This is a genomic window from Streptomyces sp. NPDC001315 (genome assembly GCF_042896175.1).
Classification (GTDB): Bacteria; Actinomycetota; Actinomycetes; order Streptomycetales; family Streptomycetaceae; genus Streptomyces.
Genome location: NZ_JBIAWZ010000007.1, coordinates 251868 through 266345, shown reverse-complemented (window position 1 = coordinate 266345; position 14478 = coordinate 251868). Strand labels below are relative to the sequence as shown.

General features: G+C 70.6%; 13 protein-coding genes. 2 read left to right on the top strand and 11 right to left on the bottom strand.

Annotated features, from left to right (window positions below; translation table 11 throughout):
* The first annotated feature begins 8 nt into the window (after positions 1-8).
* Positions 9-1778, top strand: coding sequence for an allophanate hydrolase (atzF, locus tag ACFY16_RS21915; RefSeq protein WP_390648818.1), 1770 nt, complete (start codon positions 9-11; stop codon positions 1776-1778).
* Here the strand turns inward: atzF and ACFY16_RS21910 are convergent.
* From ACFY16_RS21910 to ACFY16_RS21860, 11 genes are all read right to left on the bottom strand, one after another.
* A complete protein-coding gene (locus ACFY16_RS21910; RefSeq protein WP_390648817.1) occupies positions 1760-4612 on the bottom strand; it encodes a DEAD/DEAH box helicase in 2853 nt (950 codons plus the stop codon). The two genes, atzF and ACFY16_RS21910, sit on opposite strands and share 19 nt — an antisense overlap.
* Positions 4613-4843: 231 nt before the next feature.
* Positions 4844-5794, bottom strand: coding sequence for a twin-arginine translocase subunit TatC (gene tatC / locus ACFY16_RS21905; protein ID WP_390648816.1), 951 nt, complete (start codon positions 5792-5794; stop codon positions 4844-4846).
* Between the two features lie 47 nt (positions 5795-5841).
* Positions 5842-6123: a Sec-independent protein translocase subunit TatA gene (gene tatA / locus ACFY16_RS21900; RefSeq protein ID WP_390648815.1), complete on the bottom strand. Its 282-nt coding sequence runs from the start codon at positions 6121-6123 to the stop codon at positions 5842-5844.
* Between the two features lie 258 nt (positions 6124-6381).
* A complete protein-coding gene (locus ACFY16_RS21895; protein WP_390648814.1) occupies positions 6382-6576 on the bottom strand; it encodes a hypothetical protein in 195 nt (64 codons plus the stop codon).
* Positions 6577-6620: 44 nt separating this feature from the next.
* Complete coding sequence (locus tag ACFY16_RS21890) at positions 6621-6911, bottom strand: hypothetical protein (protein WP_390648813.1); 291 nt, start codon at positions 6909-6911, stop codon at positions 6621-6623.
* Positions 6908-7969 carry a helix-turn-helix transcriptional regulator gene (locus ACFY16_RS21885; RefSeq protein ID WP_390648812.1) on the bottom strand — a complete coding sequence of 354 codons (1062 nt, stop codon included), beginning with the start codon at positions 7967-7969 and terminating at the stop codon, positions 6908-6910. Before ACFY16_RS21885 ends, ACFY16_RS21890 begins: the two co-directional genes overlap by 4 nt.
* An 18-nt stretch (positions 7970-7987) precedes the next feature.
* Positions 7988-8941, bottom strand: a complete 954-nt coding sequence (locus tag ACFY16_RS21880) for a helix-turn-helix transcriptional regulator (protein ID WP_390648811.1) — start codon at positions 8939-8941, stop codon at positions 7988-7990.
* A 129-nt stretch (positions 8942-9070) separates the two neighbouring features.
* Entirely contained in the window at positions 9071-9442 is a 372-nt protein-coding gene (locus tag ACFY16_RS21875) for an FKBP-type peptidyl-prolyl cis-trans isomerase (RefSeq protein ID WP_390648810.1), read from the bottom strand.
* Between the two features lie 60 nt (positions 9443-9502).
* Positions 9503-10507, bottom strand: coding sequence for an FKBP-type peptidyl-prolyl cis-trans isomerase (locus ACFY16_RS21870; RefSeq protein WP_390648809.1), 1005 nt, complete (start codon positions 10505-10507; stop codon positions 9503-9505).
* A gap of 128 nt (positions 10508-10635) precedes the next feature.
* On the bottom strand, positions 10636-11997 hold the full coding sequence (gene pafA / locus ACFY16_RS21865; protein ID WP_340382033.1) for a Pup--protein ligase: 1362 nt from the start codon (positions 11995-11997) through the stop codon (positions 10636-10638).
* Positions 11998-12006: 9 nt separating this feature from the next.
* Entirely contained in the window at positions 12007-13266 is a 1260-nt protein-coding gene (locus tag ACFY16_RS21860; protein ID WP_390648808.1) for an MFS transporter, read from the bottom strand.
* A 128-nt stretch (positions 13267-13394) separates the two neighbouring features.
* Between ACFY16_RS21860 and ACFY16_RS21855 the strand changes: the two genes are divergently transcribed.
* A complete protein-coding gene (locus tag ACFY16_RS21855; protein ID WP_390648807.1) occupies positions 13395-14414 on the top strand; it encodes a LacI family DNA-binding transcriptional regulator in 1020 nt (339 codons plus the stop codon).
* Positions 14415-14478: the final 64 nt, after the last annotated feature.

Sequence of the window (14478 nt, the reverse complement as noted above, 5' to 3'; positions counted from 1 at the left end):
GAGCACGTATGTCCCCCACCCTGTCCCGAGTCCGTGCCGCCTATGCCCGCATCGCGGCCGTCGGCCGCCCCGAGATCTGGATCGACCTGCGGCCGCGCGCGGAGGTCGAGACCGAGGCCCGGGCGATCGACAAGCGCGTGGCCGCCGGTGAACGGCTCCCGCTCGCCGGACGCCTGCTGGCCGCGAAGGGCAACATCGACGTGGCCGGCCTGCCCACGACCGCCGGCTGCCCCGCGTACGCCTACGCGCCGGAGGCCGACGCCCCGGTCGTCGCCCGGCTCCGCGCGGCCGGCGCGCTCGTGCTCGGCACCACGAACCTGGACCAGTTCGCGACGGGCCTGGTGGGCACCCGCTCCCCCTACGGCGCGGTCCGGAACGCGCACGATCCGGAGCGGGTCAGCGGCGGCTCCAGCTCCGGCTCGGCCGTCGCGGTGGCCCTCGGGATCGTCGACCTCGCGCTCGGCACGGACACCGCGGGCTCGGGCCGGGTCCCGGCCGCCTTCAACGGCATCGTCGGCCTCAAGCCCACCCGCGGCCTGGTCCCGACGACCGGCGTGGTCCCGGCCTGCGCCTCGATCGACTGCGTGACGGTGTTCGCCCGTACGCTCCCGGAGGCCGAGGAGGCGCTGGCGCACATGGCGTCACCGCCCGACCGCGTCCTCCCGGCGCTTCCCTCACGTGCTCCTGGCCCGTGGCGCGTCGCGGTCCCGGCGCCGGAGCAGCTGGGGGAGCTCGACGCGGGCTGGACCGAGGCCTACGAGGCGGCCGTCGCGCAGGTCGCGGCGGCGGGCGCCGACGTACGGACCGTCGACCTCTCCCCGTTCACCGAGGCCGCCGCCATGCTCTACGGGAGCGCGTTCGTCGCCGAGCGGTACACGGCGGTAGGGAGCTTTGTCGACAAGTTGATCGCAGCGGGTGGCGAGGGCCTCGACCCCACCGTGGCCGGCATCATCACCCGCGCCCGGGACATCCCGGCCCATCAGCTCTACGCCGACCAGGACCGCCTTGCCGCCCTGCGCACCCGCGCGCTCGCGGAGCTCGCCGACTCGGACGCCCTGCTGCTGCCCACCGCACCGGGCCACCCCACCCTCGCCGAGGTCGCCGCCGACCCGCTGGGCGCCAACGCCCGCCTGGGCCGCTTCACCAACTCCACCAACCTCTTCGACCTGGCCGCGGTCGCCGTCCCGGCGGGCGAGGCGAACGGCCTGCCCTTCGGCGTGATGCTGGTGGGCCGGGCGTTCACGGACGAGCGGCTGGCAAGGATCGCCGCTCTGCTGCAACCGGAGACCCGGCTCGCCGTGGTGGGCGCGCACCTGACGGGCCAGCCCCTCAACCCCCAGCTCCTCGCCCTCGGCGCCCGCCTCGACCGCACGACCACCACCGCGCCCGGCTACCGCCTGCACGCCCTGCGGACCGACCCGCCCAAGCCGGGCCTGGTCCACGTCGGCGAGGGCGGGGCCGAGATCGAGACGGAGGTGTGGCGCCTGCCGGCGGACGGCCTGGGCCGCCTGCTGGCCGCCCTCCCCCACCCGATGGCCCTGGGCAGCGTGGAACTGGCGGACGGCAGCCACGTCCCAGGGTTCCTCTGCGAACCCAGCGCGTTGCGGGGCGCCGAGGACATCACGTCCTACGGCAGCTGGCGTTCATATGTGAGCGCCGGTCAGGACCGCTCACCCAAGGGGCGCGGGGCTGTGACATATGCGGCTCCGCCGCGTGGGCGCGACCAGCCCCACACAACCCGCACCCGCCACCCGGACAATCACCCCACCGACGAGTAGGCAACAACCCCCCGCAGCAACAGATCAACAGCCTTCCGCGCACTCTTCGCCACCGTCGAGCCCGCCGCAGGAGAAGCCGCGGAGATCTGACCGAGCACATCGATCACCTGCTTGCACCACCGCACGAAATCTCCCGCCGGCATCTCCGCCTCGCGCAGCACCTCGTCGAGGCCCTTGCCGGACGCCCACATGTACGCGGCCCAGGCGAAGCCGAGGTCCGGCTCGCGCTGGCCGACGCCCTCGGTCTGGTTGATCCGGAAGTCCTCCTCCAGCGCGTCCAGCCGGCCCCAGATGCGGACCATTTCGCCGAGCGCGGCCTTGGCCTTGCCGGAGGGCAGCTTCGGCGCCATCGCGTCGTCGCCGACCCGTGCCTCGTACACCAGCGCCGAGACGCACGCGGCGAGTTCGGCCGGGGCGAGTCCCTCCCAGACGCCGGCGCGCAGGCATTCGCTGGCCAGCAGGTCGAGTTCGCCGTAGAGCCGGGCGAGGCGCTTGCCGTGTTCGGTCACCTCGTTGCCGCGCAGGTAGTCGAGCTCGGTGAGGAGCGCGACGATGCGGTCGAAGGTGCGGGCGATCGTGTTCGTCCGGCCTTCGATGCGGCGCTCCAGCTGCGAGGTGTCACGCAGCAGCCGGTGGTAGCGCTCGGCCCAGCGGGCGTGGTCCTCACGGTCGTTGCAGCCGTGGCAGGGGTGGGCTCGGAGCGCGGTGCGCAGCCGGGCGATCTCCCGGTCGTCGGCGGCCTGGGAGCGCTGCTTGCGGGCCCGCTCCGGCGGGATGTGCCCGGCCTTGGTGCGCAGCGCGGACGCGAGGTCGCGACGGGACTGCGGCGAACGCGGGTTGAAGGACTTCGGGATCCGCATCCGCTCCAACGCCGCGACGGGCACCGGGAAGTCCATCGAGGCGAGCCGCTTGACCTGCCGCTCGGCGGTCAGCACCAGCGGCCGCGGCCCGTCGTGGTGCTCGAAGCCCCGATGACCGTTGGACCGGCCGGCGGACAGCCCTGGGTCCAGCACCAGCGCCAGACCGGCGTACTTGCCGGTCGGCACATGGATGACGTCTCCCGGCTTGAGCTTCTCCAGCGCTACGGCGGCCTCGGCGCGCCGCTGGGCCGCGCCCTGCCGGGCCAGCTCGGTCTCCCGGTCCTTGAGTTCGCGGCGCAGCCGCGCGTACTCCTCGAAGTCACCGAGGTGACAGGTCATGGAGGCCTTGTAGCCCTCCAGGCCCTCCTCGTTGCGCTGCACCTGGCGGGAGATCCCGACGACCGACTTGTCGGCCTGGAACTGCGCGAAGGACGTCTCGAGGAGTTCGCGTGAGCGGTGCCTGCCGAACTGCTCGACCAGGTTGACCGCCATGTTGTACGACGGCTTGAAGCTGGAGCGCAACGGGTACGTGCGCGTGCCGGCGAGGCCCGCCAGATGGTCGGGGTTCATGGCGCGCTGCCACAGCACGACCGCGTGGCCCTCCACGTCGATGCCGCGCCGGCCGGCGCGACCGGTCAACTGGGTGTACTCGCCGGGGGTGATGTCGGCGTGCTGCTCGCCGTTCCACTTGACGAGCTTCTCCAACACCACGGAGCGGGCGGGCATGTTGATGCCGAGGGCGAGGGTCTCGGTGGCGAACACGGCCTTCACCAGGCCGCGTACGAACAGCTCCTCGACGACCTCCTTGAACGTCGGCAGCATGCCCGCGTGGTGGGCGGCGATGCCGCGCTCCAGGCCCTCCAGCCACTCGTAGTAGCCCAGGACATGCAGGTCCTCGGACGGGATGGAGGCGGTGCGCTCCTCGACGATGTCGCGCACCTTCGCCCGTGCCTCGTCGTCGTTCAGCCGCAGCCCCGCGTGCAGGCACTGCTGTACGGCGGCCTCGCAGGCCGCGCGGCTGAAGATGAACGTGATGGCGGGCAGCAGTCCCTCGGCGTCGAGGCGTTCTATGACTTCGGGCCGGCTCGGCGTCCAGATGCGCGAGCGCTGCCGGCGCTCGCGCTCGCGGTCGGCCTCGCGCATGGCGCGGCCGCGTCTGCGGTCCTGGTACGACGGCCTGCTCGCCTCCGTGCGGGCCAGGCGCGTGAGGTCGGGGTTGACGGCCTTCTTGTGGCCCTCGCCCTCCTCGAACAGGTCGTACATCCTGCGCCCGGCGAGCACGTGCTGGAACAGCGGCACGGGCCGGTGCTCGGAGACGATCACCTCGGTGTCGCCGCGGACGGTGTCGAGCCAGTCGCCGAACTCCTCGGCGTTGGACACGGTCGCCGACAGCGAGACGAGGGTGACCGACTCGGGGAGGTGGATGATCACCTCTTCCCACACCGCGCCGCGGAAGCGGTCGGAGAGGTAGTGCACCTCGTCCATGACCACATAGCCCAGGCCGAGGAGGGTCTGCGAGCCGGCGTACAGCATGTTCCGCAGCACCTCGGTGGTCATCACGATCACCGCGGCGTCGGGGTTGATGCTGTTGTCGCCGGTCAGAAGACCGACCATGCCCGTGCCGTAACGGCGGCACAGGTCGGCGTACTTCTGGTTCGACAGCGCCTTGATGGGTGTCGTGTAGAAGCACTTCTTGCCCTGTTGCAGGGCGAGGTGGACGGCGAACTCGCCCACGATCGTCTTGCCCGATCCGGTGGGCGCCGCGACCAGCACGCCCTTCCCCGCCTCGAGCGCCTGGCAGGCCTCGATCTGGAAGGAGTCGAGGCCGAAGTCGTACATCTCGCGGAAGGAGGCGAGCGCGGTGGCCTGCTCGGCAGCGCGCCTGCGTGCTGCGGCGTACCGCTCGGCCGGTGAGAGGTCCTCTGTCATCGTGCTTTCGAGCGTACCGGGCCGCACTGACAACAGGACGATCATTATCCGGATCGGTGCCGGTGAAACCCGGGATCCACGCAGCTCACGGCCCTGGGAGCGACGTGCCCCGGGGTGTGGGGGGGCACGGTCGGTCCCCGCGACCGCACGGTCGGTCCCCGCAACGCGGAAGCGGCCGGCCGCGCCATGTGGGCGCCCCGGCCGCTTCCGCGGTGGAGTGGACGAAGCGGATGGGTCGCCGGTCACCGGAGTGACCCGCGAGCTGCCGCCTGCCCGTCAGGTCACGTCGTCGTACCCGTTCACCCGGTCCGTGCTCGTCTGCTCCGGCAGCGCACGGCCGACCGACACGGACTCGGCCTCGCCGATGTCCTCGGGCGTGAGATCCAGGTCGGAGGCCTCGTCGTCGGCAGGACCCTCGGCCTCACGGCGGCGCTTGCGCTTGTCGTTGAGCAGCGAGAAGGCGACCGCGCCGAAGTACAGCACCCAGATCGGTCCGGCCAGCGCCAACATGGAGATGGGGTCGGTGCTGGGCGTGGCCACGGCCGCGAACACCGTGATGCCCATGATCATGCCGCGCCACCAGCCGAGCATGCGCCGGCCGGTGATGACGCCGGTCAGGTTGAGCATCACCAGCAGCAGGGGCAGCTCGAAGGAGAGCCCGAAGACGACCACCATGCGCGTGACCAACTGGAGCAGGTCGTCGAGCGGCAGCAGGTTGTCGACGCCGCTGGGCGTGAAGTCGATGAGCACGGCGGCGGTGGTGGGCAGCACCCGGTACGCGAAGTAGGCGCCGCCGAGGAACAGCGGAAAGCCGGTCCCCACGAAGGAGAGCGCGTACTTCTTCTCGCTCCGGTGCAGACCCGGCGCGACGAACGCCCACAGCTGGTAGAGCCAGACGGGAGCGGCGAACACGACGCCGGCCATCAGGGAGACCTGAAGGGCCAGCGTGAAGGGGGCGAGGAGACCGTTGATGGTGATCCGCGCGCACTTCTCGTTGGACGTCGACTTCGCCAGTTCCTCGAAGGTGGTCTTCCCGCAGCCGACCGAGTCGAGGATCGGCTTGGTGAGGAAGTTGATGATGTCGTTGTAGAAGAAGGCGGCGACGACCGTCACGATGACGATGGCGAGCATCGCCTTCGCGAGCCGGTTGCGGAGCTCACGAAGGTGTTCCGCGAGGGGCATCCGCCCCTCTGGGTCCTTCTCCTGACTGCGGGCGGACTTCAGCAACCCACGTTCCCATCTCGTGCGGCGGGCCGGAGGTCACCGGCCCTGCGTCAGCGCTTGGTCGTGTCCGTCGGCTCGGCGACCGGGCGGGAGCTGGTCACGTCGCCGGGGGCGGCCTGGATGGTGCGCTGAGCCGAGGGCTGCTCGTCGGTGGTGGGCGTCTGGGCGGAGCTGCTGCCGCCCTCTTCCTTCATGGCCTTGGCCTCGCTCTTGAGGATCCGCGCGGACTTGCCGAGCGAGCGCGCCATGTCCGGAAGCTTCTTCGCGCCGAACAGCAGGATGATGACGACGAGGATGAGAATGATCTCGGGAGCTCCGAGCCTTCCGAACATAATCTTTACCTTCTCACCGAGGCGGCTGGGTGGGACGCTGTCCGACCGGTCGGACAGATGTCCGAACGATCGTGTGTCAGCGATCGTAACGCTCAGGGGTGAACGGGAGGCAATCCCCGTGCGTACTCCCGGTTCGCGATGTGGGCCTCGTTCTCCGCACCGCGACCAGCAGCGTACCTGCCCCCACGGCCGGGGTGACAGGGCGAAGTCCCCCAAAACGCATCCAACTCCGGACTCACAGGAGCACCACAGCAGGACTCACATCGAGTCCACAGCCCGGGCCGTGCTCACAGCCGCCTTCTCCAGATCCCCGGCCGCCCTGTTGATGCGGCGCGCCGAGTCCGCGACCTGCCGGCCGAGGCGCTGCGCCTCCAGGAACACCCGGACGGCGAGCACACCGAGAACGACAAGACCCAGGAAACCCACGGCTACCGCGAACATCGGCCAGAACATGGCGCCGAGCCTAGTTGGTCCCTCACCGCCCGGCGCACACGCTCCTACGTCGAGTGCAGCCGCAGCGTGCTGACCCCGCCCCCGGTCAGCAGCTCCACGATGCGCTCACCCGCCGGCTTGCGGACGGACACACCGCAGTCGGGGCAGGTGAAGGAGTAGAAGGTGGTGCGGCTGGTGGCGCCGATGGCCAGGCGCAGGGCGCTCGCGGCGAGCTCGAAGCGGCCCCGGCAGTCCGGGCAGCCGGCCCTGAACACGACCGGCGCCACGCTCCTCATCCCGGCGAACGCCGCCGCCACCGACATTCCCCGCACCGCGGACGTCACCGACTCGCTCAAAGCCCCTGCTCCTGCCTGTCGTACTGCCCGTCGCGCACCTCGTGCGGCCCTCGCGCCGCGATCCCGTCGCTCTCGTCGAGCCCGTCGTACGCCGCCAGCGCCTCGCGGGCCGCCCGGCGGGCGCTGTCGGCCAGCTCGGGCGGCGAGACGATCCGGCCGTCGCGGCCGAGCCGCAGCGCCAGCCGTCTGAGCGAGGCAGGATCGGGCGTACGCAGGGTGATACGCAGGCCACCGTCCGGGAGCTCGTCCGCGCTGTCGTGCGGGTAGTACTCGGCGACCCAGCGGCCGCCGGGGCCGACCTCGACGACGACCTCCGGATCCTCGGCGGCGGGCTGGACCAGCCCCTCCGACAGGTCCCGCAGCTCGACCTCGGGCGGCGCGGACGGCTCGTCGAGGACCCTGATCTCGGCGACCCGGTCGAGCCGGAAGGTGCGGCGGCCCTCCGAGCGGTAGCACCAGGCCTCGACATAGGTGTGGCCGACACTGACCAGCCGGATGGGGTCGATCTCACGCTCGGTGACCTCGTCGCGCGCCGGCGAGTAGTAGCGGATCCACAGGCGGCGGCGCTCGGAGATCGCCCGGTCGACGTCGGCGAAGACACCGCCCTCGGACTCGAAGGTCACCGACAGCCGGGAGCTGGCCCCGGCCGCCTCGCCGGCCGAGGCCTCCACCTTGGCGGTGGCCCGCAGCAGCGCCTGCCGGTCGCTCTCGCGCAGCCCCGGCAGGGTCGACACGGCCCGGGCGGCCACCAGCAGCGCGGTCGCCTCGTCGGCGGCCAGCCGCAGCGGCTCGGCCGCGTCCGCCCCCAGCGCGGCCGGGTTGTGCCACCAGATGCGCTCGCCGTCGGTGTCGATGTCGAGCAGGTCGCCGCCGCGGAAGCTGGTGCCACACATGGGCAGCACGTCGAGGTCCGAGACCAGCTCGTCCTCGGTGATCCCGAAGGCACGCGCGACGTCCTCGATCCGGGCGCCCGGGCGCTCCCTGAGATACGTCACCAGGGAGAGCATCCGCCGGGTCTGGTCGATGGCGTTCGTGGGCCTGACCGGTTTGCCTGCCACTGTGTTGCTCGCTCCCCCTCAGCCCTTGGCCACGGCGCGCAGCCGGTCCACCACGTCGGCCCGCAGCTCCGCGGGCTCCAGGACCACCACGTCCGGCCCGAACTCCACCAGCCAGGCGTCCAGCCCGTGCCCGTACGGAATCTCCAACTCGTCCCAGCCGTCACCGAGTTCCCGCACCGCGCCGGCCTTCGCCCGAAGGGGGTACCCCGCGCCCGAACGCAGCCGGATCAGCGCGCTGCGGTCGGCGGTCTCCCCCGCCCAGCTCGCCACGGTCTCACGCACGGTGACCACGTCGGGGACCTCGGCGGTGAAGCGGCCGCTGCGGCTGCGCACCTTGCCGGTGATCCGGGACAGCCGGAACACACGCTCGGCGCCCCGGTCGCGGTCCCAGCCCGCCAGGTACCAGTGGCCGCGCCAGCACTCCAGGGCCCACGGCTCGACATGCCGGGGCTCGGGGTGGGCGGCGGTGGCCTTGCGGTAGTCGAACACGACCGGCCGGCGGTCGCGGCAGGCCAGCATCAGCGGCTCGAAGGCGGCCTCGTGCACCGGGATGCGCGGCTCCAGGGCGCCATGGGCCTCGTACGGGTCGACGTCCTCGGGCAGCCCGGCCGCCCGCAGCTTCTGCAGGGCGCCGCTGGCCGCGCCCGCCAGCCGCGCCTGCTGCCACACCTTGGCGGCCAGCCCGAGTGCGGCGGCCTCCTCGGCGTCGAGAGTGATGGGCGGCAGGCTGTTGCTGTCGCGGCGGGCCAGGTAGCCGACCTCGCCGTCGAGGTTGTCGACGGTCTCGATGACCAGGCCCAGCTCACGCAGGTCGTCCTTGTCCCGCTCGAACATGCGGTTGAAGGAGTCGTCCGAGCCGGCTTCCAGATACGCCTCGATGGACTCGCGCAGCTCGCGCTTGCTGAGCGGCCGCCGTGTCCCCAGCAGGCACAGCGCCAGGTTCATCAGCCGCTCGGCCTTGGCAATGGCCATCGACGCCCTTCACCTTCCCTATGGTGCTTCCGACCGATGACCGTACCGCTCCGCGGTGCCACGGCAAAAGCCGAGGGCCCATGCCCGGACAGGCATGGGCCCCAGGTGATCGGGTCCGGTCCCCCGCGATCAGACTCCGAGGAGGTCGACCACGAAGATCAGAGTCTCACCGGGCTTGATCGCCGGGGTCGGGCTCTGGTTGCCGTAGGCGAGGTGGGCGGGGATGGTCAGCTGGCGACGGCCACCGACCTTCATGCCCTGCACACCCTGGTCCCAGCCCTTGATGACACGGCCGCCACCCAGCGGGAAGCGGAACGGAGTGCCCCGGTTCCAGCTGGCGTCGAACTCCTCACCCGTGCTGAAGGCGACACCCACGTAGTGCACGGTGACGGTCTGACCCGCCTCCGCCACGGGACCGTCGCCCTCCCAGATGTCCTTGATCTCGAGGTCCGCCGGGGGCTCGCCACCCGGGAAGTCGATCTCAGGCTTCTCGATGCTCACGTCTCTAGCTCCTGCTTGTCTTCGGTAAGGCAACGGTCACAGTCTTACACCTTCCGGGCCTCACATCTTCGCGAGGATGTCCACGGAGAAAACCATCGTGGAGTCCTTGCTGATGCCGCTGCCACTCGGCGGGTTGTCGCCGTAACCCAGGTCCGGCGGAACCACGATCAGCACCCGGCTGCCCACCTTCTTGCCGGTCAGGCCCTGCGCCCACCCCTTGACGACCTGCGACAGCCCGAACGACGTCAGCGCCTTGCGGCCGTACGTCGAGTCGAACTCCTTGCCGGTGTCCCACAGCACGCCCTTGTACTGCACCAGGACACTGTCCTCGGCCCCCACCTCGGCGCCGGCGCCCTCGATGACGTAGTTCGCCACGAGCTCCTTGGGCGGGTCCACCTTGGGCACCTCGATGGAGGGCGCGCTGCCGTCGGTGTTCGTACCGACCTTGGGCAGGTCCGCGTCGTTCTGGGCGACGTCCGTGCCCTTCGCGGAGCTCTTCGCGTTGAAGGTCGCCTGCACGTCGACCACGAACACCAGCGTGTCGGTGCCCTTGATGCCCGCCTGCGAGTTGCCGTCCTTGCCGTAACCCCAGGTCGGCGGCACCGAGAACAGAACCCGGCTACCGGCCTTCTTCCCCGTCAGGGCATACCGCCAGCCGTCGATGATGCTGCCCTGGGCCAGCTGGATGACCAGCGGCGTCTTGCGGTCGTAGGAGTTGTCGAAGACCTTCGCCGTGTCCCAGATCTGCCCCAGATAGTGCGCCTGGATGTAGTCGTTCTCCGCGACCGTCTGGCCGCCGCCCGCGATCACCGTCTTGACCGCGAGCTGGCCGGACGGATCGCCGGTGCCCTTGGCGACCGTCGGCTTCTCGCCGAACGTGGTGCCGGCGGTGATCGCCGGCAGCGGACCGTCGACGATCTTCGGCGGTGGAACGGACGACGTGGCCGAGGCCGACGGCGACGCGCCGGCGCTCGCCTTGCTCGAGGCGGACTCGTCCTCACCGCATCCGGCGATCGTGACCAGTCCAGCGGGTACTGCGGCAAGGATGAGTGAACGTCGGCGCACGGTGAAGGCCTCGTAATCGGTCGATCTTGTTGATGGCGTGCGCGCAACTCTACGGCGTGGAACGGGCGCCGTACGGGAAACGTACGGCGCCCGTGTTGCGTTCCGACACTGTGTGCGGAACGCGTCGCTCACATTCCGGCGATCAACTTCTCCACCCGGTCGTCCACCGAACGGAACGGGTCCTTGCACAACACCGTGCGCTGTGCCTGGTCGTTCAACTTCAGGTGCACCCAGTCGACCGTAAAGTCACGGCGCTGTTCCTGGGCCCTGCGAATGAAGTCACCGCGCAGCCTCGCCCTGGTGGTCTGCGGGGGCACCGACTTGCCCTCGAAGATCTTCAAGTCGTTGCAGATACGGGTTGCTTGACCCTTCCTCTCCAGCAGGTAGTACAGACCACGACGGCGATGGATGTCGTGGTAGGCGAGGTCTATCTGCGCGACCCGCGGGTGGGACATCGTCATGTTGTGCTTGGCCCGGTACCGCTCGATGAGCTTGTACTTCATCACCCAGTCGATCTCGGTACCGATCCGGTCGAGGTCCTCGGCCTCGATCGCGTCCAGCGTGCGGCCCCACAGCTCCAGGACCTGCTCGACGGTGCCGGTGCGGATGCCGCGGCGCTCACAGAAGTCCACGGCCTTCTCGTAGTACTCGCGCTGCACCTCCAGCGCCGAGGCCTCCCGGCCACTGGCCAGGCGCACCTTGCGACGGCCCGTGATGTCGTGGCTGACCTCGCGGATCGCCCGGATCGGGTTCTCCAGGGTCAGGTCGCGCATCACCGTGCCCGCCTCGATCATGCGCAGCACCAGGTCGGTGGCTCCGACCTTGAGCAGCATCGTCGTCTCGGACATGTTCGAGTCGCCGACGATGACGTGCAGCCGACGGTAACGCTCGGCATCGGCGTGCGGCTCGTCGCGCGTGTTGATGATCGGCCGGGAGCGGGTCGTCGCCGAGGAGACGCCCTCCCAGATGTGCTCGGCCCGCTGGCTGACGCAGTACACGGCCCCGCGCGGAGTCTGCAGGACCTTGCCCGCCCCACACAGAAGCTGGCGCGTGACCAGGAACGGAATGAGGATGTCCGCGAGCCGGGAGAACTCCCCGTGCCGCGCCACCAGATAGTTCTCGTGGCAACCGTAGGAGTTGCCCGCCGAGTCGGTGTTGTTCTTGAAGAGGTAGACGTCGCCCGCGATTCCCTCCTCGTGCAGGCGTCGTTCCGCGTCCACCAGGAGTCCTTCGAGAATGCGCTCGCCGGCCTTGTCGTGGGTGACCAGTTCGGTCACATTGTCACATTCGGGTGTCGCGTATTCCGGATGTGACCCGACGTCGAGATAGAGGCGGGCGCCGTTTCGCAGAAAGACATTGCTGCTGCGGCCCCATGACACGACACGGCGGAAGAGGTACCGCGCCACCTCGTCAGGCGACAGGCGGCGCTGTCCCCTGAACGTGCACGTGACGCCGTACTCGTTCTCCAGCCCGAAAATGCGGCGGTCCATGACTGAACATTACGCCCGATCCCCTGAGCTGAAACGGGGTTCGGCAGCACGATTTGGATCATTTTCCAATGAAGCCGCAACCACCGCTCCCCCGGCGGGAGCTGCGAGGACCCGTCCCGTGGCCAGCAGAACCAACAGGGACACGGCTCCCGCGACCCCCGGAACGGCGAACCCCCACAGGGCCCCGCCCGCCTGGACGACCGGTCCCGCCAGGCCCGTTCCGACGGACGCGCCCACGGTGAACGTCGTCACAAGCCAGGAGAACGCCTCGGTGACCGTTCCCCTCGGCGCGTGCCGGTCCACGATGACGAACGCACAGGCGATGGCGGGCGCCAGGAACACCCCGGCGAGCGCCGTCAGCGCCACCATCGCCACCGCGCCCGGCATCAGCATGAGCGGCAGATAACACACCGCCAGGAACGCCACCAGGACCCGCAGTCGCCGCTCCGGCACCCCCGCCCACTGCCGCGCTCCGTACACCGCGCCGCCGACCAGCGCGCCGAGCCCGATGGCCGCCATCAGCCACCCGTACACCTCGTCACCACCATGGTCGTCCGCGTACGGCACCGAGGCGACCGTGATGGAACCCAGCGCGATCCCCACGAACAGGAACGCGGCAAGAAGCGCCAGCAGACCGCGCGACCTGAGCGCACCGAGCCAGTGGGCCTCGCGCGGCGCCGAACGCCACGCGCGCGAGGGCGGCGAAACGACCACGGAGAGCGCACCCAGCACCCCGACCACGTTCAGGACCAGCAGGGCCGCCCGCGCCGACCACAGCGACACGCACAGCGTCACCAGCAACGGGCCCACGGTGAACATGACTTCCTGGGCGATGGCGTCCATGGCGTACGCCGTGTGCACCTGGTCCCCCCTGCGCAGGACACTCGGCCACAGCGCCCGCAGACCGCCCTCCAGGGGCGGCGTGAAGAGCCCGGCCGCCGCCACCGCCACGTACGCGAGCGCAAGCGGGTCGGTGCCCGTGAAGGCGAACGCGGCCATCGCCAGCCCGGAGGCGAGCGCGGCGGGCAGCTGGACGCGCGGCTGCCCGTACAGGTCCACCAGCCGCCCGAGCACCGGCTGCCCCACGGCGTTGGCGACCCCGTACACCGCCGCCAGCGCCCCCGCCAGGCTGTACGTACCGCCCTCCGCCCGCACGAACAGCACGATCGCGATGGCGGCGGTGGCGTTCGGCAGCCGGCCCACGAGCGTGCCCGTCAGCAGCCGGACGGCATGCCTCGCCCTGAGGATCTCCAGATATCCCGCCGCCATGTCCTGCCTCCGTCGCCTCGCCCGAGGCTCCGTACCGCCCCATGGTGTTGTCAGTGTTACGTATAACGTCCTCATCCATACGTACCATGTGCGCTGTTCACCAGTCCAGACGAAGGAGCACGCCAGCGGTGGCACGAGGTAGCACACGCCCGACGAGCCGCGACGTCGCCCAGGCCGCGGGCGTCTCCCAGGCCGCGGTCTCCCTGGTACTGGGCGAAAAATGGCGCGGCCGCGTCTCCGAGACCACCGCGCAGCGCGTACGAGAAGCCGCACGCGACCTCGGCTACCGGCCCAACCTCGCCGCCCGCAACCTCCGCCTCGGCCGCACCCGCACCGTCCTGCTCGTCGTCCCCGCACTCACCACGGAGTTCTTCGCGGGCGTCTACACCGGAGCCGCCCGCGTCGCCGCCGACCACGGCTTCGGCGTGGTCCTCTACCCCTCCCCCGAAGGCATCGGCCCCGCCCGCGACCCCTTCGCCTCCGCCCAGGCAGCCCTCGACGGCGTCATCGCCTCCTCCATGGCCGCCGACGCCCTCACCGCCCTCCGCGGCGGCGACCAACTACCCCTCGTCATGCTCGACAGCGACCCCGACGGCAGCCTGGGCGCGGCAACCGTCAACCTGGACATCGCCGACGGCGCACGACAGGTCGCCGACCACCTGCTCGGCCTCGGCCACCGACGCTTCCTCCACCTCGCGGCGGACGTCCCCTCATGGACCTTCGACGTACGCGCACGAGAACTGGCCACGCGAATCGGCGCGGTACCCGGAACATCCCTCCGGACGACACACGCACCGATCTCCATCGAAGGCGCCCTGACGGCCGCGACCGCCGCCCTGCACACCCCCGGACCCCGCCCCACCGCGCTCGTCTGCGACGACGACAAACTGGCCGCCGGCGCCTACAAGGCGATCCGCCGCCTGGGCCTACGCGTCCCCGACGACATCTCCGTCACCGGACTCGACGACCTCGCCCTCGCCACCGCCCTCGACCCCGAACTCACCACCGTCCGCCTGGACGCCGAACTCTTCGGCGAACGGGGCATGCAAGCCCTCCTTGCCGTACTGGAGGGCCGTACACCCGACGCCGGGGACATCCCCGTAGAACTGGTCGTACGGGGCTCCACGGCACCCCCGAGCGCCTCCTGAACACGATGTGCCCCCGACCGCCGTCACCGGCCGGGGGCACACAAGCAGGGCGAATCAACAATCA

Excerpts from the sequence above, each read along its gene's own strand:
- atzF (WP_390648818.1), top strand. The coding sequence starts at position 9 with ATGTCCCCCACCCTGTCCCGAGTCCGTGCCGCCTATGCCCGCATCGCG.
- ACFY16_RS21910 (WP_390648817.1), bottom strand. The coding sequence starts at position 4,612 with ATGATCGTCCTGTTGTCAGTGCGGCCCGGTACGCTCGAAAGCACGATG.
- tatA (WP_390648815.1), bottom strand. The coding sequence starts at position 6,123 with ATGTTCGGAAGGCTCGGAGCTCCCGAGATCATTCTCATCCTCGTCGTC.
- ACFY16_RS21895 (WP_390648814.1), bottom strand. The coding sequence starts at position 6,576 with ATGTTCTGGCCGATGTTCGCGGTAGCCGTGGGTTTCCTGGGTCTTGTC.
- ACFY16_RS21880 (WP_390648811.1), bottom strand. The coding sequence starts at position 8,941 with ATGGCCATTGCCAAGGCCGAGCGGCTGATGAACCTGGCGCTGTGCCTG.
- pafA (WP_340382033.1), bottom strand. The coding sequence starts at position 11,997 with ATGGACCGCCGCATTTTCGGGCTGGAGAACGAGTACGGCGTCACGTGC.
- ACFY16_RS21860 (WP_390648808.1), bottom strand. The coding sequence starts at position 13,266 with ATGGCGGCGGGATATCTGGAGATCCTCAGGGCGAGGCATGCCGTCCGG.